The sequence below is a fragment of the Acetobacterium fimetarium genome, assembly GCF_014284475.1.
GTDB classification, from domain to species: domain Bacteria; phylum Bacillota; class Clostridia; order Eubacteriales; family Eubacteriaceae; genus Acetobacterium; species Acetobacterium fimetarium.
In genome coordinates, this window is record NZ_WJBC01000009.1 from 71,870 (window position 1) to 90,011 (window position 18,142).

Below are 18,142 nucleotides of genomic sequence, written 5' to 3' on the forward strand. Positions count from 1 at the left end.
GTTTAAATGAAAGTAGTAGTCAATCAAGTTGAAAAAGCATTCAAAAAACAGCGGGTCTTGAGTCAGATCAGTCTGACCATCGATTCCGGCCGAATATTCTGTTTGCTGGGAGCATCCGGCTCAGGAAAGACAACATTATTGCGCATCATGATGGGAGCGATTCCTGCTGAAAACGGAACGGTCACAGTCGGGGGGACGAAGGTTCCCGACCGAAAACTCCTTGCTGAAATGGGTTATATGCCACAAAATGACGCATTGTATGAAGAGTTATCGGTATGGGAAAACCTGAAGTTTTTTGCCGGACTCCACAAGCTGAGCCGAAAAACATTTGAAAAAAAGGCAACAGAACTCCTGCAGGTGGTGGATCTGCTGCCGGAAAAGAACAAACTGGTGCGTGACTGCTCAGGGGGAATGAAAAAAAGAATTTCCCTGGCAGTTGCCCTGATTCATCAGCCGCGACTGCTGTTATTGGATGAGCCGACGGTGGGGGTTGATCCGGTTTTAAGAAGAAGAATATGGGCATATCTCAAACAATTGAAGAACAGCGGCATCACGATTTTAATTACGACCCATGTCATGGATGAAGTCACTCAATGTGATGATGCGGCATTGCTTCGCAATGGCCATATTATCGCCAAGGATACCGTTGAAAATCTGATCGGGAGGACGTCATGCGGGAACATTGAAGAATTGTTTTTTATGGACGGTGAGTCGGAAATGGAGGCGGCATTATGTTAAGCATTGTCAAACGAATTCTTGGTCAAATAAAAAACGATAAACGTTCAATGGGCTTGCTGTTGTTTGCACCACTGCTGGTATTAACCCTGCTTTATTTTATTCTGGGCGATTCCAATTATGTTCCCCAGATTGCCGTTTATGATATGAATGAAAAATTTGTTACTGAACTGGAACAAAATGCGCATGTTGTTGAATTGAACGAGAAACCTGAGACGAAAGAGTATCTCGAAGAGAATGGAATAGAAGCGCTGCTCTGGAAAGATACAACAGGAACGCACATTGAACTGCTGGAGCAGAATTCCAAATCAGCCACCGCCTTAAAAGCCATCCAGGATACCAATAAAGCCCTGCAGCCGGCCCCGGCTCAAAGCGAACTGCTCATCAGTTATGTCTATGAAACGGCGGACGACAATCAATTGGATTCACTGAGTTATGTTTTTCTCGGGGTCATCTCGTTTTTCTTTGTTTTTATTCTTTCAGGAATGTCATTTGTGCGGGAGCGTTTTGGCCAGACTTTGGAGCGGATGCTCATGACACCGATCAGCCGGATGGATGTCATCGGCGGATATACCCTCGGATACGGTTTGCTGTCGGCGATTCAAAGTGTGGTCATCATTCTTTTCGCGGTTTATGTGTTGCAGCTTAGTGTGGCGGGATCCGTATCGCTTTGTATTTTAGTCATGATTTTAATGGCATTTTCGGCTGTGTCCATAGGCGCCCTGGTATCCATTTTTGCCAACAATGAACTGCAGATGGTGCAGTTTATTCCGGTGGTTCTGATTCCGCAGATCTTTTTTTCCGGACTGATCCCGATTGATACGATTCCCTTTGGACTGGGCAACCTGTGCTATTTAACGCCGATCTATTACGGCTGTGCCGCGCTTGAAAAGATCATGATTCAGGGCAAGGGATTTATGGAAATATGGCCCTGGATAGCTGGGTCGGCTGCATTTATCGGTGTACTGTTTTTCGTGAATGTGCTGGCATTGAAAAAATACCGAAGACTGTAGGAAATGGCTCTTTTGTTTGCAGGCTTCAATTTTGAGCTAAATTTTTAATTGCTTTTGAAAAAAAACATGGCACAGTTTTTGTCACATATTGAATTGTGGTAAAAACTGTGCTAGGATAAGGAAAACGGAGAACAGATTTATTTAATTAGGGAAGAAACATCCCCCAAAAACAAAGAATGAATTGAGAAACAATCACCTCTTTGTTTTGCCTTTCTTTTACAGAAGGGCTTTTTTTTCGTCCCGGCAGAAAGTCGGCAAAGTGTGTTGAATGGATCGATATCGATGATGGTGGCAGAAGACTTGCGCCGGTGGTCACTTCACTATAATTTAAGGTTATCGGTTCGGAGTTCGGCCTTTTTTCTAAAAAAACGGGTTGCGGTTATAGCGGCTCCCAGGGTACAAATGGCAGCGATGGTTAAATAAACGCCTTTCATACCAAAGATGAAAATGTCGGCTCGACCTTCAACATAATCAGAAACCAGGTATCCGATTTTGTTGCTCATTCTAAAGTACAAAAGGTTAGTGGACAAGGTTACCCCAAAAATAACGCCAATATTTCTTACCAGAGAATTAACGCTGCCGGCAATACCGAGTTTATCCTCCGGGACGCTGGACATAACCAGGGCATTGTTGGGAGCCTGAAAAAGACCATTTCCAACGGCCATGATGATAACAAAAATGATAAACAGCCAGATGGGAGAAGTCTCGGTTAGCCCTGCCATCAGGAAAAGTGAAAAGCTCAGCAAAGACAACCCGACGAAAGTGAGCATTTCCGATCCGATTTTATCTGACAAATAACCGCTGATGGGGGAAACAACGGACAGAAACAACGGGTAAACGATCATCGCCAACCCAGTCATGGAAGGGGTTAGATTCAATGTGTTTTGCAGATAAAAAGGCTGAATGATATTGAAACTGCCAATTGCAATGAATGAAATAAAGCCACAAAAGATGCTCAGTGAAAACAAAGCGTTTTTAAAAATATTCAATTGCAGAAGTGGGGTAGCAAGACGTTTTTCAACAAGAATAAAAGCAGTAAATGATATCAACGAAAGCGAAAGACAGAGAATAATGATGGGGTGTGTGTAGCCCAAAGTTCCGCCAATATTCAGTGATAAAAATAACAATAAAACCGTTAATGCAAATAAAAGCGAACCCTTAATATCAAGCTTTTCACCTGTTTTGGGGGTGGCTTTCGGGAGAATTTTTACGGCTAAGATAAAGCCGAAGATTCCGAAGGGGATATTAATCAGAAAAATATAGTGCCAACTCAAAGCATCAACAATGAAACCGCCTAAAGTGGGGCCGGTCATCGATCCAATGGCGACAAAAGTTCCGGAAATACCCAGCGCTTTCCCGCGTTCGTGAAGTGGAAATACCTGCGTGATGAGGCCGTAGCTGGTCGCCATCGTTGCAGCTGCGCCGATTCCCTGGATCATTCGGGAAATCACCAGAAGCGTTAGAGAACCGGACAGTCCACATAAAGCAGAACCAAAAGTGAATAGGCCAATACCAAAAATGAAAATGTTGCTGATTCCCTTGAGATCGCCAAGTCTGCCAAATACTAAAATGGTTGATGAAATAACAATGAGATAAATTGTCACGACCCAGGTAATGAGTTGAGTTGTGGTTGATAATGCTTTTACCATGCTGGGCATGGCAACATTGATAATGCTGGTGTCCAAAGTTGACATGAATGTGATTAACACGAGGTCGAAAAGAATTAGTTTTTTATTTGTTTCTGAGCGTTCATCGGATGGTTTCACTGGTGTTTTTCTCTCCTTGCAAACAGCTGGAAGTCGAAACGGCGAATTCTCTAAACAACTACCGACGACAAGCGCTGCTGAATATAATTATTCTATCCCAACGGGGCAAAACCGTCAATTAAAAGAAACCGATTAGGTTATGGCAGTGATCTGGATTTTGACCCAAAACATATTCGCAAAGGAATTAAAAAGGTGTGATGACAGAGGATTTATTCTCTCAAAATAATGGCCAAAATTCTCGTTTGGATAATTATGGATAAAATATTTATTTTCTATGAAGGAATGTGATGAAAAGAAGTAGAAAGTTACTGATGAAAATGTTAAAATAAACTAATGACTTGTTGGTTGTTTCATTTAACGGAGTTGGTTATGAAAATAGGCTGACATAAATTGACGTAAAAACTAGGAATGATCTTTTAGGAGGGTGGCACATAGTGAGCAATCGTGAAAATAAAATTACAATTGAAACAATCATGGCGGATCAAAGAATAAAACAAGGGGACCAGGGATTAGAAGAATGCATCATAACATTGTCTGAAAAACTGGATCTTGCAAATAGCATTTTAAAAGCAATTCTTGAAACAACCCACGATTTTATTATTTTTGCCTTGGATAGCGAATATCGGTATGTAAGCTTTAACAATCGGCATCAGGAGATGGCAAAATCCCAATGGGGAAAAAGCATTGAGATCGGGACGAATATGCTTGATTTAATAGAGGATAATGAGGAATGGAAAAACCTGAAGGGATTTCTCGATCGTGTTTTAGCGGGGGAACAGTTTTGTTCCGTTGAAGAGCATCATGATGTGGATGGCAATGTGACATTGGGAAAAAATCACTGGGCGCCGGTAAAAAACAAAACGGGTGAAATTACCGGTATCGTTTGCTTTATTGAGGATGTTACAGAAAACAAGCGGTTCTTAAAGGCGATGCTTGAAGAAAGAAAAAATCAGGATAACGTTGAATCCCTGACATTTTGTGATCAGCTTACCGGGGCATTCAATCGCAAATATTACGAGAAGGAACTGGAAAGACTCGATGATAAATTGTATTATCCACTGTCAATCATTGTGCTGTCGGTTAATCGCCTGGATCAGATCAACGATAAATATGGACGTGCAGTCGGCGATCTGATTATTAAACAGGTAGCGCAAATTCTTAAAACCACCTGCCGAGGCGATGATGTGGTTGTCCGTCTGGAAGGTAACGAATTTGTTATTCTGATGCCAAAAACAGAGGGCGCCAATGGAGAACGGGCGATCAAGCGAATTAAAAAGATTATGGATGAGGCAAATGTCCAGTCGATCAAACTGTCGGTTTCCTTCGGTTATTGTACAAAATATGATGAAACAGAAGATTTAAACAGAATTTTTGAGATGGCAGAAAAGCAACTGGAGCGACTGAAGCGACTAGAAGAATAAATAATAACGGAGCAGGATATCTTTTTTATCAAGATGACGGTTTGACTAATCAATGCCGGCAATTCACATTTGAGTTGCCGGCATTTTACGGCGCTTTTCATCCGGTTTATTATTTTGCTCAAAAATTTATTGTTTTCGAAATAAAATGATTGACATATGGAAAAAAAGTATATTACTATATTCTAAATTAAATATTTAGCATACTTGCCGAAAGGTAAGGACGCAAAGCTATAGGGTCTAAATAATTTTATTACATGACAGCCAGTTGCAGATAATTGATATACAAACGATATACCTGGTATTTCGTGTATGTTATGTTTTTAATGCAACGTGTCAGAACGTTGCTTTTTTATTTGTCAAAATGATTCAGGCAGTGAGGGTTTTGCCGGGGAATCTGTTGAGCAAAGAAAAAAACCGGTGGAGTGGTTCTGGCAGCAGAAAAAAATCAGAAGCTTACAACTTAATATTTAGCATACTTACCGAAAGGTAAGGGCGCAAAGCTATAGGGTCTAAATAATTTTTTACATGACAGCCAGTTGCAAAGAATCGGTGTACTTCGTTCGGAGTGTACTTTTAATGCAACGTGTCAAAACGTTGCTTTTTTATTGCAGGCAGTTCAAAGAAATCCGGCAAAGTGGCTGTCTTGTGGTTGAAGAATAATGAGGTTCAGAGATGAATGAAGTGACAATGATGCACATGGTGATTCTGGCACTCGGAGCAATTTGCGGAGTGCTCATGGAGAAAGCCGCAGTCTGTTTAATCCAAAGACGAGTGAATCTGCTCATGCCGTATCGGTTTTCTGGAAGTATCGGGAAAACGATTCTTTGGGGCATGGTCAATGCGGTAGGATGGCTGATTCTGGTTAGGATCAATGGGTTACAGTCCAATACCCTGGAATGCATGATGATGTTGTCGGTTTGCATGGTACTATCGGCAGTCGACATCAGCATTAAAAAAATCCCCAATGAACTCATTCTCATGACACTGGTCATTGGCGCTTCATTTTTGGTAACCGGTCAGCCGATCGGGAGCCTGGGGATCAATATTTTCGGATTTGTTCTTGGTTTTATTATATTCTTCTTGCCGGCGATGATAGGAAAAGGAGCCGGTTGGGGAGATGTGAAATATGCTGCTGCTGTTGGATTCTGTTTGGGAGCGTATGGAATATTAGCTGCCGTATTGATTATGACATTGTTTCTGGCGTTATATACGGTTTACATCATTCTCACAGGGAAGGGGAGCTTGAAATCAAAAATTGCTTTGGGACCATTCATGGCTTCAGGATTTGTCGCCGTACTGGTCTTGAATATCATCAACAGCAACAATTCATTGTTTGATCTGGGTGTTTTCATTAATGGGTAATAACATTACAAGGAGAAAAAGGTGATTAAAGGCATATTAATAGGCATCTGCAGTCAGGAAGATGGTCAGGGTATCGTTGAATACGTTTTTATTATTGCCGGCATAGCGTTAGCCACCATTGCCGCGATTGTGTTATTAGGCCCCACATTAGCAACATTTTTCACTGAAGTTAATACAGAATTAGCGTAAATAAAATGAGAATCAGATAAGGAGAAAGATGAAATGAAAGACATGTTCAAAGGAATAATCAGAGAAGAAGACGGTCAGGGAATGGTAGAGTATGGATTGATCATTGCCGGCATCGCACTTGCCGCAATTGCGGCCATCTGGTTACTGGGCCCCACATTATCAACAATGTTCACCAACATCAATACAAAATTAACTTAAACTTGAAAAGAGCATTCATTAAGTATAACCACCGGCATATCAGCAATGTGCGTTGAACCAATCATTTACGTTGCGGATATGCCTTTTATGGTTAATATCAAACGAAATGGAGCATTCCAAATATTTGTTAGACTAAACTTTTACTAAATAGAATGTCCGGAGCTTTTGGGTATCGGGGAGGAAAAATGTTTGCGAATATAATCAGATGGGTAAAAAAAGAAGAAGGTCAGGCAGTTGTGGAGCTGGCGATAACGCTGCCGATTCTGATTATGATTTTGTGCGCAATCATCGACTTTGGATGGCTGTTCACAAACCAGAATAGCATTGATAACTGCTCCCGGGAGGGGGCACGGTTTGCAATCGTTCATTCATCAAGCACAACCGCCATTGCCGACCACGTCCGCGCAGTTGCTCCGGATTATCTCGCTGATTCTTTGGTTATCAAAGTGACATTTACGAATTCTGCAAGTCCAAGGTTAGGAGATGTGAAGGTTGAAGTCAGCAGCGATGTCGATGTTCTGACTCCCTTAACGGGCGTATTTGTTCAGGGTGACACGATGAACTTGAAATCATCCTCCACCATGAAGGTGGAATAAGAAATGCAAAAAAAAAGGGACTATTTTAAATTAAAAGCGCTTAGCGGCAGGCAGACGGCTGGAAAAACAGACTCTTTTTTTCAACTAAAAAAGAACAGAGATGACCCGCGAAGTGTTTTTCAAGCGGTTAATCGCATCCGGCAGTGTGAGAATGGCAATGTTGTCATCCTGGTTGCCGTTTCAATGGTCGTGATCATGATTATCCTGGCTTTGGTTATTGATTTGGGGCTAGCATATCTGAGCACCAATTATCAGCAGAAAGTAGCTGATGCAGCGGTATATTCGGCCGGCCGACTGCTTCCAATCGATACGGGTGATACCACTGCGATCAATGAAATCAAAGACTCGGCCATTCACTATGCCAGTCTGAATGAGTTTGATGCTTTGCAAAGCGGTGATGTTACGCTGGGCAACGTCAAGAATGGGCAGTATACCGATATTAAGGTAACCGTGTCAAAAACAGTCGTCATGAATTTCGCCAGAGTTTTTGGGGTTGATTCGCTCAATATCAGCAGATCGGCAGTTGCGAAACTTTCACCAGTGATCAGGACGACGGGTGTTGCCCCGATCGGCGGTTCCGGTTGCACGGCTGATCACTACGAACCGTCCTGTCTCCGGATTGTCAAAGTGCCCATCTATTCGTATGGGATCGACAAAAAAACAATCGTCGTTGAGGGCTTTGCCGCCTTTCTGTTGGAATCGCAAACCAACGACGGCTATATTACCGGTACTTTCCTGAATATGGTATCTGACGGATCACCTTCCGGAGCCAACGTCGGCGAAGGTTCAGAAGCGGATTTTGGTTTATACAATTTATTATTATCGGAATGATAGAATCAGTCAAACATCGCATGATTTCAGACGATGATTTGATGATGCTGAAAAATGGAGAATTCAATGAAAAAACTTATTCTTATTGCCTTAGCGGTTGCGATTATTACTGGTTTTGCGGTTTTTCAATTTGCTTCTTCGCTGCAAAACGGATCGAATCAAAAAACGCAGCCAGTGGTTGTTGCAACAAAAACGATTCCAAAAGGTACAACAATATTACCGGAAATGGTTTTGGTAAAACAGCTGCCGGTCGATGCGGTTCATCCGTTGTCAATTGGCAACGTCGAGGATGTTGCTGGTCGCATCACGAAAGAAACGATTGAAGCTGATGAACAAGTGCTGACAAGCCGATTAAGTGATGTGAATCAGGAGAATAACAGTTTGTCATATGCAATTCCTACAAATTATCGGGCCGTGACGATTCAGACTGATGAAGTAGTTGGGGTAGCTGGCTATTTGACAAAAGGTGATCATGTCGATGTTGTGTCGACATCCATATCCGGGGTGACGCAGTTTGTAGTGGAAAATGTTGAGATTCTGGAGATCGGATCGACAGCAACCAATAAAAATGGCGAAGATTATACTTCGGTTACCATTGCTGTGCCGGTAGGAGATGTGACGAAATTGAGTTATTCATTGGTTTCTGACGTTGACACGGGGCTTTATCGTCTTGTTTTACGTTCACCAGTTGACAATGGAATTGCAGGCCCTGTGACTTATACACCTTAGTGTTGCGAATAAATAGACGTGTGATAATCGCGGCTTTTCAAATGAAATGAGGGATGGTTGTGGAAAAAATCAAGGTAATGATTATCGGCAATAACGATAATCGAATATATGAAATAAAAAGCCTGCTGCGAACCGACAGAATCGCGTTTGTCGGCTTTTCGAAGCAAGATAAAATAGCGCTTGAAAAGGCCGTTGGATTGAAACCCAATGTCATTCTGTTGCAGTGTGATGATGACTATCGTGATGCCATCGATTTAGCAAAAAAAATCTATATGAAAATGCCGGGCTGTGCCGTCATCTTTCTGTGCGATTATTTTGATGGATCGATGATTGAAGAAGTGATGCTGGCCGGTGTGCGCAAAGTTTTACAACTTCCCATTGACGTAAAGATATTAATGGAAAATATCGAAATCGCTTATAATATTGAAAAATCACGGCTGGAAAATGCTGATTTAACGACTGCCAATATGCAGTCCCGGATCATCACGGTTTTCGGCGCCAAGGGCGGTATCGGAAAAACGACGATAGCCGTAAACCTGGCTGTTCTGCTTGCTAAAATGGGGAAAAAGGTCGCCATCATCGATGCGGACCTGCAGTTTGGTGATGTGAATGTATATTTTGACATCGATCCCAAGGATACAATCGCCGAACTGTCCCAGGGAAAAGACTCGGGAAATATCGATGCAATCAAACGCATCATGGCGCTGCACTTTTCCGGCGTCAGCGTCGTGTGCGCCCCCAAAAGCCCTGAATATGCCGAGTACGTCACTGCCACTATCGTTGAAACGATGATCAACACGATGCGACCGTATTACGATTATGTTTTAGTTGATACCGCACCGCAGTTTAATGATGTGACCATGGCCGCCATTGAGAATGCCAATCTGGTGCTGCTGGTTGCCGCTCCCGATATATCAACGTTGCGGAATACCAAAATAAGCCTGAATATTCTTGAATCGCTGCAGCAGCGGGAGAAGACGGAAATCATTGTCAATCGATTGACCAAGGGGATGATCAGCATCAAAGATATGCAGCGGGTGCTTGGCGTGCAGGTGAAAAATACCATCGCTTTGGATTTTAAAATCGCTGCGAACTGTCACAACAAGGGACTTCCGATTGTACTGGATTCGCCGAAATCCGAGATTGGAAAAGATCTGGTCAAACTGGCCAAAAATGTCGTGAGCATGATTGATGATAATGTATAATTTAGAAAAGAAATAGATGAGGTAAAACGATGGGACTACTGGAAAAGATGGAGCAGCAGCGACAGGGTCAAAAAGAGAAAGTTCCGGATGAAGGGAAAAGGGACAGTCACTACGTTGATATTCACGAAGATTTAAAAAATCGGGTTCATCAGGAAGTCATCAATGAAATAAATGACAGCAAGATCGAATCAGTCGGTCGGGACAACACGGTAGAAATTCTGAAAATTCTGGAAGACGTCATGGCGGTTGAAGCGGAACACATCAATAATCGCGACCGAACAAAAATGACGGAAGAATTGCTCAACGAGATTATCGGCTATGGTCCGCTGGAAAAACTCCTCAGCGATCCGGATATCACAGAGATCATGGTTAACGGTTATGATCGTATTTATATAGAAAAAAAGGGAAAAATTCAGTTGTCGGGCGTTGTTTTCAGAGATGATCAGCATGTCATGAATGTCATTGACCGGATTGTATCATCAGTCGGTCGACATATTGATGAATCAAGCCCGATGGTGGATGCGCGACTGCAGGATGGATCCCGAGTGAATGTGGTCATTCCACCGCTTTCGCTGGTTGGGCCCGTCATCACCATTCGTAAGTTCTCAAAAACACCGATTACCGTGGAACAGCTGATGGAGTTTGGCTCCATTTCAAAAAAAATGGTGGCTTTTTTGGAAGCGTGTGTCAAAGGGAAACTCAATATTATCGTTTCCGGAGGAACCGGCAGCGGAAAAACCACGATGCTCAATGTGCTGTCCAGTTTTATTCCCAACAATGAGCGCATTATTACAATCGAAGATTCGGCAGAACTTCAGCTGCTGCAGGACCATGTCATCACGTTGGAGAGCCGGCCGGCCAATCTCGAAGGCAGAGGCAAAGTTTCGATCCGGGAGCTGGTTGTCAACGCGCTGAGAATGAGACCGGACCGAATTATTGTCGGTGAGGTTCGTTCAGCAGAAACCATTGATATGCTTCAAGCCATGAACACCGGGCATGATGGTTCACTGACAACCATTCATGCCAATACGCCGCGTGACTCCATGTCGAGAATCGAAACGATGGTGCTGATGTCCGGCATGGATTTGCCGCTTCGGGCAATCAGGGATCAGACCACTTCGGCCATTGATATCATTATCCAGCAATCGCGGCTGCGGGATGGAACCCGAAAAGTGGTCAACATTACCGAAGTCAATGGCCTGGAAGGCGAAGTCGTTGTCATGCAGGATATTTTCAACTATGAAATGACCGGGCAACTGGACAGTGACGGAAAATTCAAAGGCCGGTTCCGGAGCCTCGGTATCAAACCACGGTGTCTGGATAAAATTATGCATAATGGTGTCAAAGTCAATGACGACTGGTTTATTGAATAAACCGGATGCGGAAAGGGATCATCAACTAGGTAAAAAAAATGAATGCATTTTCCATCGCTTTAATTGTCGCGGCCGGTGTTTTTGTTCTCGTGCTGACACTGTTGTCTTTTCTGTTTAGGGAAAAGCGCCACATGCAAAACAGAATTGACAAAATAACGGATCTGCATAAAGTGGATCTGCTGGCTCAAATAAAACAAAAAAGAAAACGCAACGGCGTGGATGATTCAAAGATCAAAATGCTGAAGAAACTCGAAAATGACTTATCCATGTCGGGAATTCTAATGAGACCGTCTGAGTTCCTGATGATCTGGGTTGTGATGGCGTTTGTGCCGTCAATCCTGCTGATCCTCTTAAGTCACAATCTTATTCTGGCACTGATTGCATTACTGATCGGTGTTTTTATTCCACCCTTTTATGTGCATAAAAAACAAGTCAAGCGGGTTGAACTATTTGAACAGCAGCTGGTGGATGCCATCAGCATCATGAGCAGCTGTTTAAAAGCGGGATTGACATTTCAGCAGGCACTTGTCAGCATTTCAACAGAAATGCCGGAACCGATATCGGGTGAATTTGGACGCGTCGTAAAGGAACTGAAGCTGGGCAGCTCAATTGAGACCTCGCTGACAAAACTCTCGGAAAAAATAAACAGTCAGAATTTTATGATGATCGTGTCGGCAATTTTGATTCAGCGTCAAACCGGTGGCAATCTATCCGAAATCTTAACCAATATTTCCGGAACCATCAAGGAACGGTTTAAAATAAAAAATGAAATCAAGGTACTGACTGCGACGGGAAGAACATCAGGGATGGTGGTTGGTCTGATGCCGATTTTTATTATCCTGATATTTTTGCTGTTCAACCCAAGCTACGTGACCATTTTCTTTGAGTCGAATCTTGGCATCATGATGCTGGTGGTTGCGGTGGCGATGGAAGCCATTGGCTACCTGGTGATTCGAAAAATTGTTGATATAAAGTTTTAAATCAAAGTTGATGAAAAGAGGTCAGGATGATGATACTATTAACAATAAGCGGATCTTTGCTTGCGTTTGTGCTGACGATGATTCTTTTTTACAGTAAAGGAAAGACCATTGATACCAAAAGCAGACGGCTTGACTTGATCCGGAAAAGAAACCGGCCGGCGCTGGATGATGAGTTTGAGAAACCGTTTTTTCAAAGGGTCATCCTGCCATTGTACAATTCAATCATTAAGCGTTTGTCTGGTCTTTTTCCAAAGAAAAAAGGAAACAATACGCAGAAGATTGAGACAAATCTGCGGCTGGCGGGTTTGCATCTCGCCGTCAATGAATACAATGCGGCAAGACTGGTTTTTTCAGGAGTCGTTGTATTGGCGACAATTATATTGATGGCCTTCGTGAGATTGGGATTGGCTCTTGAGGCTTTGATCGTGTTGTTAAGTGTTCTGTTTTCACTAATCATACCGACGTTATTTCTTAAGCTGAAAATCACCAAGCGACAGGGCGCGATCGCCAATGAGATGCCGGATGTGATGGATCTTTTGTGTGTATCGATGGAAGCGGGACTGGGGTTTGATGCCGCAATGGTGAAAATAGGTGAACGCTTAAGCGGTGTGCTGGTAGCCGAGCTGAATATTGCGCAAACCGAGATTAACTATGGAAAACCGCGACGGGAGGCACTCAAAAGCCTCGCGGAGAGAAATTCGGTTGAAGAATTGAAGACCTTTGTGGGTTCGATTATTCAGGCAGAGCAACTGGGGATTCCCATCAATCAGGTGCTGAAAGCTCAGGCCGAAGAACTGCGGATCAAGAGAAGACAAAGAGCGGAAGAAAAAGCAATGAAGGCGCCGGTAAAGATGATGATTCCGCTGGTCGTTTTTGTGCTACCCGTTCTATTTATTGTGTTATTGGGCCCGACCATCTTGCAGGTGATTGATCAATTCGGAGGCATTTAGACATGGAAATTTATCAGGCAATTCGCGACGATATCGTGCTTTTTACAAAGGTGAAGCTGGCGAATGATTTTTTTACCAGACTGGTTGGACTTTTAAAAACAAAATCACTGGATTCGCAACAAGGTCTGTTGCTCAAAAAATGCCGGCAAGTGCATACTTTTGGAATGAAGTTTAACATCGATGTCGTTTTTTTATCGCGTGAAGGCGAAATACTGGATCTGGAAAAAAACATGGTCCCTGGCCGGATCAGCCGTCACGTCAAAGAAGCATACTGGGTCCTTGAACTTGAATCCGGGGCGGTGGCCAGACAGAAGCTGGAAACACATCAAAAAATCACGTTTACAAAGGCAAATGCAGCTATAGGAGGAAAATGAAATGTCCAAAAAAACAGATCAGATGACACTAAATCAACTAAGGGACGAAGCTCAGGAAAAGCATACTGAAGTTCCATTCAAAAAGAAATTTCTGGGAGGGTATAACGCGAAGCAGGTATCGGAATATATTGAAAACCTGACGGAAAATTTGCAAAATGCGGAGGAGTCGTTTAATAATCGATTGGATGAATATGCTTCCATGACAATCATGTTGAAACAGGAACGAGACCAGTATGGGGAAATGTTCAACAGCTGCAAAGATTCAAAAGTTGAACTGGAAGCTCAAATTGACAGCTTGACAAAAGAAAACCAAGAATTGAAACAAGAAGCAAATATTTATCAGGAAAAAAATCACCTGTACGATGAGATCGCCGTTCAAAATCTGCAATTGAAAAGTGAACTAAATGAAAACAGAAATTACGAACAGGAATGCGAGAATCTGAAGGAGCAGCTTGATCAGGTGAAATTAATGGTTAAGGATCTTAGTTGCGAGCTTGAAAACTATTCAAAATCCGAGTTGTCGGAAGCGGAATATGAGAACTTACTGGCGGAAAAAGAGGCGTTAAAAATGCAGGCTGAAGCAGCAGCTGGTGAAAGAAATACCCTGATAGCTGAAAACGAGCGGTTAAAAGAACAGGTTGAAACAGTGGCCAGGGAAAGAAACATCCTGCTGGCTGAAAAAGAACAGTTGCAGGAACAGTATGAAGCTTCACCGGAAAGAAGTGGGCTGCGCTCTGAAAATAAAGTCCTGAAGGAACAGTATGAGGAAATTGTCAGAGAAAAAAGTACCCTGTTGGCCGAAAACAGTGTTTTAACGGAACAAAACAGAAGACTGTCGAATGATTTGCGGGAATTCAATCAAAAGAACGAAGAATTAATGGATATCACCACAAAAATAAAATTGAATACCCAGAAAATAATTGCCGAATTTGAGTCCCGGGCTTACGAATACTCACAAAAACGCCAAAGAAACATCGATAAGATTTCTGAAAGCATCAAGAGGACCTTGGATATTTTAAAGTATGAAAAAGAAGACGTCAGCTTGCTGATTGGCAGAACGTTTGAAAACACTAATCGGCTTGATGATGAAGATCACGGGGATAAAGAAGCTGATTACAATAAAGAGGACGCCGTAATTAATGAACAAGAGCAAAAGCCTGAAGATGAGATTTTAAATATAATCTAGATGCTTCAGAACGCGTCTGTGATCATGGCTCCTGCAAGCAAATAAAAATGACGTAATGGCAACTATATTTCTGGAAATATACTCTTCTGCTTGATTAGTTGATGAATCTGTATTAATATGTTATCGACACTAAAAAAAGGAGTAGAGGGAATGAACTTTGAAATAGTAACAGATTCATCCGCCAATTTACCGGACGAACTGATTGAAAAATATGATTTGCACATTTTGTCTCTTTTATACCGTATTGGCGATACTGAATATGAAAGTTATATCAGCGGCAAAAAAACTGATCTGACGGAATTTTATACCAAAATGCGCAATAAGGAAGTGATTACAACCTCCTGCATGAGTTCTGGTTCCTGTCGCACCGTATTTGAAGCGATCCTTAAAAAAGGTCAAGACCTGCTCTATATCGGTTTTTCGTCAGCACTGAGTGCAACCTATCAGACCGGGTGTCAGGCTTTGGAAGAATTGAAGCTCGAATATCCGGACCGAAAAATTTTATCGGTTGATACACTTGGCGCTTCGTTGGGGCAGGGCTTATTGGTAACCCATGCAGCAAGACTGCGTGAACAGGGAAATTCCATCGAGTTTGTATATGACTGGCTGATGGAGAACAGATTGCACCTATGCCACTGGTTTACCGTCGATGATCTGTTTTTTTTGATGCGTGGTGGTAGAGTTTCGGCATCAAGCGCGCTGGTCGGAACGGTTCTCAGCATCAAGCCGGTGATGCATATGGATAATGGCGGCTATCTTATTCCGGTTTCAAAAGTGCGCGGAAGAAAAAATTCACTGCGTGCTTTGCTCGAACAAATGGAGAAAACGGCGATTCATCCCGAAAACCAGACCGTTTATATTTCGCATGGCGATTGTCTGGATGATGCGAATTATCTAGCCGACAAGATCCGCGAAAAATTCGGGACTCAGGATATTCTGATTCACCTGATTGAACCGGTGATTGGAGCACACTGTGGCCCCGGTACCGTCGCTCTGTTTTTTCTGGGAACAGAAAGATAGATGACAATAGAAATTGGATATAATAATTAAAAATCCGGAGATTTCAAGTTAGAGTTGAGAATTGAGGAGGTCTATTATGTTTAATAAAATGGCAATTGTTTCTGAAATATCGACCGCTTTTCCTGAAATGATCAAGCGCATTGGCGGTTTGAAAGCACTGGGAACGAAAGAATGCCTGCTGGTGCAGTGCTTTAACCCCAAGGAAGTGGATGCCGGGATTTCGAAGTATTTGGATTTGATATCAATGTTTGAGGAAAATCTGAAAAAACAAAAGCAGATCCTGACCGCACAGGGGTTCGAAGTTAAAACACGCATTATTTCCGGCACCCAGAAAAATGCAATCAACAGGATTGCAGTTGAGGAAGACTGTTCGGTAATCGTCATCAATTTCGAAAAACGCACGATGATGGGGGCACTGTTTTTTAATGGGGTTGCCAATAACATTGTCAATCACTCCAGTATCCCGGTCCTCCTGATCCGTGAGAACCGCAAATACGAAGATTTGCCGGCCCCAAAAGAACTGATCAATCACGTTCTTTTTTCAACGGACTTTTCAGAAAATGCGGACATCGCATTCCAGTATGTAAAAGAAATGGCCGGCTGCGGTGTTGCAAAAGTAACGCTTGTTCATGTCCAGGATCAGTCAAAAATTGAGCCCTATCTTTCGAGTCGACTATTGGAATTCAACAAAATTGATAAAGAGCGACTTGAAAAAATAAAAAATGAATTACTGACACTGGGCGACATCGAAGTGGATGTGCAAATCCCGTTTGGCGTGCCAACATCAGAGATTTTGAAAATTATCAATGAACAGAATATTTCACTCGTCGTGATGGGGACCCAGGGACGGGGCTTTGTCCGGGAAGTATTTGTGGGGAGTGTGAGTCACAATATTGCCAGAAATGCGCCGACTTCTGTTTTGCTGATCCCCGGAAATCGGGATTGATTATTTCTGAAACTTGATGTTTTGCGCATCAAGTTTTTTTGATGCGATAAAATATTCATAAAGTACCGGAATTGTGATAATATAGATATAAACGTTTTCAAGATGGGAGACTGAGAGATGGAAGAGACACTTTACTGGATCTGGTTTTTGGGGTTGGAAAAAATTTCGGTCAAACAAAAAAACCTGCTGTTGGACCGATTTGGTTCACCCCAATGTATTTATCCGATGAGCGGTGAATCACTGAAAAATACAAGCATTCTCAGAAAAGAAAATCTCGACTATTTTGAACAGTCCAAATCATTGGAAAAAGCGCATCGTTCGATGGACTATATTAAGGATAATGATATTCATCTGATGACCCGGGAAGATCCGCTCTTTCCCGAGGCGTTGCGAAATATTTATATGCCGCCGGTCGGCCTCTTTGCTAAAGGTGATTTAGCGCTGTTGAAAGATTCGATAAAAATAGGCATTGTCGGATCCCGCAATCCAACGGTGCTGGGCAAAAAATATGCCCAGACATTCGCGAGTGCATTATCGTCGGTTGGGATGACGGTTGTCAGCGGCCTGGCCGCCGGGATCGATGGACAGAGCCACTGGGGAAGTGTTGAGGAAATCGGTGGTACCATTGGCGTATTGGGAACGGGAATTGACATTTGCTATCCCCGGTCGAATCAGAAATTATTTGATCGAATGGCTGAGAGAGCCTTGATTCTATCGGAGTTCGCGCTGGGTGCGAAGCCACTGCCGTATCACTTTCCACAACGGAACCGAATCATCAGCGGCTTATCCCAGGGAGTTCTTGTCATTGAAGCTCGAAAAAAAAGTGGCTCATTAATCACCGTCAATCATGCTCTGGAGCAAGGCAAGAATGTCTATGTGATACCGGGGGCGATCAGTGAATCGCAGTGGGCTGGCGGAAATCAGTTATTAAAGGAAGGTGCCAAGCTGGTGACCGTGCCCGAGGATATTCTGGAGGATTATATCGTGATCGATCAGCGCTCAAAAAAAGACCACGCCATTCAAACAGACGAAAGAATTCTGGAAAGTCCGGATGAACAACGTCTGTATACGCTGATAAAAAAAGGCTACCGGACCATTGATGAGCTCGTGGTCCAGTCGGAATTACCGGTCAATACCGTCAACAGTCTGCTGACGATGATGGAAATTGCCGAAATTATCGAAGTAAAATATGGAAATATCGTTTTAGTTTAAGATACATCGGGTATATTTTAAGACATTCATTTGTATTTAGCGTTCATTTTTGCTAT

The 18,142-nt window shown here is 42.8% G+C and carries 19 protein-coding genes and 2 riboswitches; of the genes, 18 read left to right on the forward strand and 1 reads right to left on the reverse strand.

Annotation, left to right across the window (positions count from 1 at the left end; all coding sequences use genetic code 11):
* Positions 1 to 6 precede the first annotated feature (6 nt).
* Positions 7 to 738: an ABC transporter ATP-binding protein gene (locus GH808_RS07820; protein WP_186842222.1), complete on the forward strand. Its 732-nt coding sequence runs from the start codon at positions 7 to 9 to the stop codon at positions 736 to 738.
* The gene (locus GH808_RS07825) at positions 732 to 1,748 is read left to right on the forward strand and encodes an ABC transporter permease (protein ID WP_186842223.1); all 1,017 of its coding nucleotides are present in this window, start codon (positions 732 to 734) and stop codon (positions 1,746 to 1,748) included. The genes GH808_RS07820 and GH808_RS07825 overlap by 7 nt, the downstream gene beginning before the upstream one ends.
* Before the next feature lie 320 nt (positions 1,749 to 2,068).
* Here the strand turns inward: GH808_RS07825 and GH808_RS07830 are convergent, their stop codons facing one another.
* Positions 2,069 to 3,514: an MFS transporter gene (locus tag GH808_RS07830; RefSeq protein WP_186842224.1), complete on the reverse strand. Its 1,446-nt coding sequence runs from the start codon at positions 3,512 to 3,514 to the stop codon at positions 2,069 to 2,071.
* Between the two features lie 434 nt (positions 3,515 to 3,948).
* Between GH808_RS07830 and GH808_RS07835 the strand changes: the two genes are divergently transcribed.
* From GH808_RS07835 to dprA, 16 genes are all read left to right on the forward strand, one after another.
* The gene (locus tag GH808_RS07835) at positions 3,949 to 4,935 is read left to right on the forward strand and encodes a sensor domain-containing diguanylate cyclase (protein ID WP_186842225.1); all 987 of its coding nucleotides are present in this window, start codon (positions 3,949 to 3,951) and stop codon (positions 4,933 to 4,935) included.
* Between the two features lie 187 nt (positions 4,936 to 5,122).
* Positions 5,123 to 5,208: riboswitch (cyclic di-GMP riboswitch) on the forward strand.
* A 186-nt stretch (positions 5,209 to 5,394) separates the two neighbouring features.
* Positions 5,395 to 5,479, forward strand: a riboswitch (cyclic di-GMP riboswitch).
* Between the two features lie 128 nt (positions 5,480 to 5,607).
* The gene (locus GH808_RS07840) at positions 5,608 to 6,297 is read left to right on the forward strand and encodes a prepilin peptidase (protein ID WP_186842226.1); all 690 of its coding nucleotides are present in this window, start codon (positions 5,608 to 5,610) and stop codon (positions 6,295 to 6,297) included.
* A 21-nt stretch (positions 6,298 to 6,318) separates the two neighbouring features.
* Positions 6,319 to 6,486 carry a Flp family type IVb pilin gene (locus GH808_RS07845; protein ID WP_207722284.1) on the forward strand — a complete coding sequence of 56 codons (168 nt, stop codon included), beginning with the start codon at positions 6,319 to 6,321 and terminating at the stop codon, positions 6,484 to 6,486.
* Between the two features lie 33 nt (positions 6,487 to 6,519).
* Entirely contained in the window at positions 6,520 to 6,684 is a 165-nt protein-coding gene (locus GH808_RS07850) for a Flp family type IVb pilin (protein WP_186842227.1), read from the forward strand.
* 185 nt (positions 6,685 to 6,869) lie between these two features.
* Positions 6,870 to 7,280, forward strand: coding sequence for a TadE/TadG family type IV pilus assembly protein (locus GH808_RS07855; RefSeq protein ID WP_186842228.1), 411 nt, complete (start codon positions 6,870 to 6,872; stop codon positions 7,278 to 7,280).
* Positions 7,281 to 7,283: 3 nt separating this feature from the next.
* Positions 7,284 to 8,111, forward strand: coding sequence for a pilus assembly protein TadG-related protein (locus GH808_RS07860; RefSeq protein ID WP_186842229.1), 828 nt, complete (start codon positions 7,284 to 7,286; stop codon positions 8,109 to 8,111).
* Between the two features lie 66 nt (positions 8,112 to 8,177).
* Positions 8,178 to 8,840, forward strand: coding sequence for a Flp pilus assembly protein CpaB (gene cpaB, locus GH808_RS07865; RefSeq protein WP_186842230.1), 663 nt, complete (start codon positions 8,178 to 8,180; stop codon positions 8,838 to 8,840).
* 59 nt (positions 8,841 to 8,899) lie between these two features.
* Complete coding sequence (locus GH808_RS15630; protein ID WP_186842231.1) at positions 8,900 to 10,045, forward strand: CpaE/TadZ family protein; 1,146 nt, start codon at positions 8,900 to 8,902, stop codon at positions 10,043 to 10,045.
* A 29-nt stretch (positions 10,046 to 10,074) separates the two neighbouring features.
* Positions 10,075 to 11,418: a TadA family conjugal transfer-associated ATPase gene (locus GH808_RS07875; RefSeq protein ID WP_186842232.1), complete on the forward strand. Its 1,344-nt coding sequence runs from the start codon at positions 10,075 to 10,077 to the stop codon at positions 11,416 to 11,418.
* Between the two features lie 38 nt (positions 11,419 to 11,456).
* Positions 11,457 to 12,398 carry a type II secretion system F family protein gene (locus tag GH808_RS07880; RefSeq protein WP_186842233.1) on the forward strand — a complete coding sequence of 314 codons (942 nt, stop codon included), beginning with the start codon at positions 11,457 to 11,459 and terminating at the stop codon, positions 12,396 to 12,398.
* 26 nt (positions 12,399 to 12,424) lie between these two features.
* Entirely contained in the window at positions 12,425 to 13,348 is a 924-nt protein-coding gene (locus GH808_RS07885) for a type II secretion system F family protein (protein WP_186842234.1), read from the forward strand.
* Positions 13,349 to 13,350: 2 nt separating this feature from the next.
* Positions 13,351 to 13,722 carry a DUF192 domain-containing protein gene (locus GH808_RS07890; RefSeq protein WP_186842235.1) on the forward strand — a complete coding sequence of 124 codons (372 nt, stop codon included), beginning with the start codon at positions 13,351 to 13,353 and terminating at the stop codon, positions 13,720 to 13,722.
* A 1-nt stretch (position 13,723) separates the two neighbouring features.
* Positions 13,724 to 14,908, forward strand: a complete 1,185-nt coding sequence (locus GH808_RS07895; protein ID WP_186842236.1) for a coiled-coil domain-containing protein — start codon at positions 13,724 to 13,726, stop codon at positions 14,906 to 14,908.
* 150 nt (positions 14,909 to 15,058) lie between these two features.
* Positions 15,059 to 15,928: a DegV family protein gene (locus tag GH808_RS07900; RefSeq protein ID WP_186842237.1), complete on the forward strand. Its 870-nt coding sequence runs from the start codon at positions 15,059 to 15,061 to the stop codon at positions 15,926 to 15,928.
* 76 nt (positions 15,929 to 16,004) lie between these two features.
* The gene (locus GH808_RS07905; protein WP_186842238.1) at positions 16,005 to 16,874 is read left to right on the forward strand and encodes a universal stress protein; all 870 of its coding nucleotides are present in this window, start codon (positions 16,005 to 16,007) and stop codon (positions 16,872 to 16,874) included.
* 117 nt (positions 16,875 to 16,991) lie between these two features.
* Positions 16,992 to 18,086: a DNA-processing protein DprA gene (gene dprA, locus GH808_RS07910; protein ID WP_186842239.1), complete on the forward strand. Its 1,095-nt coding sequence runs from the start codon at positions 16,992 to 16,994 to the stop codon at positions 18,084 to 18,086.
* Positions 18,087 to 18,142: the final 56 nt, after the last annotated feature.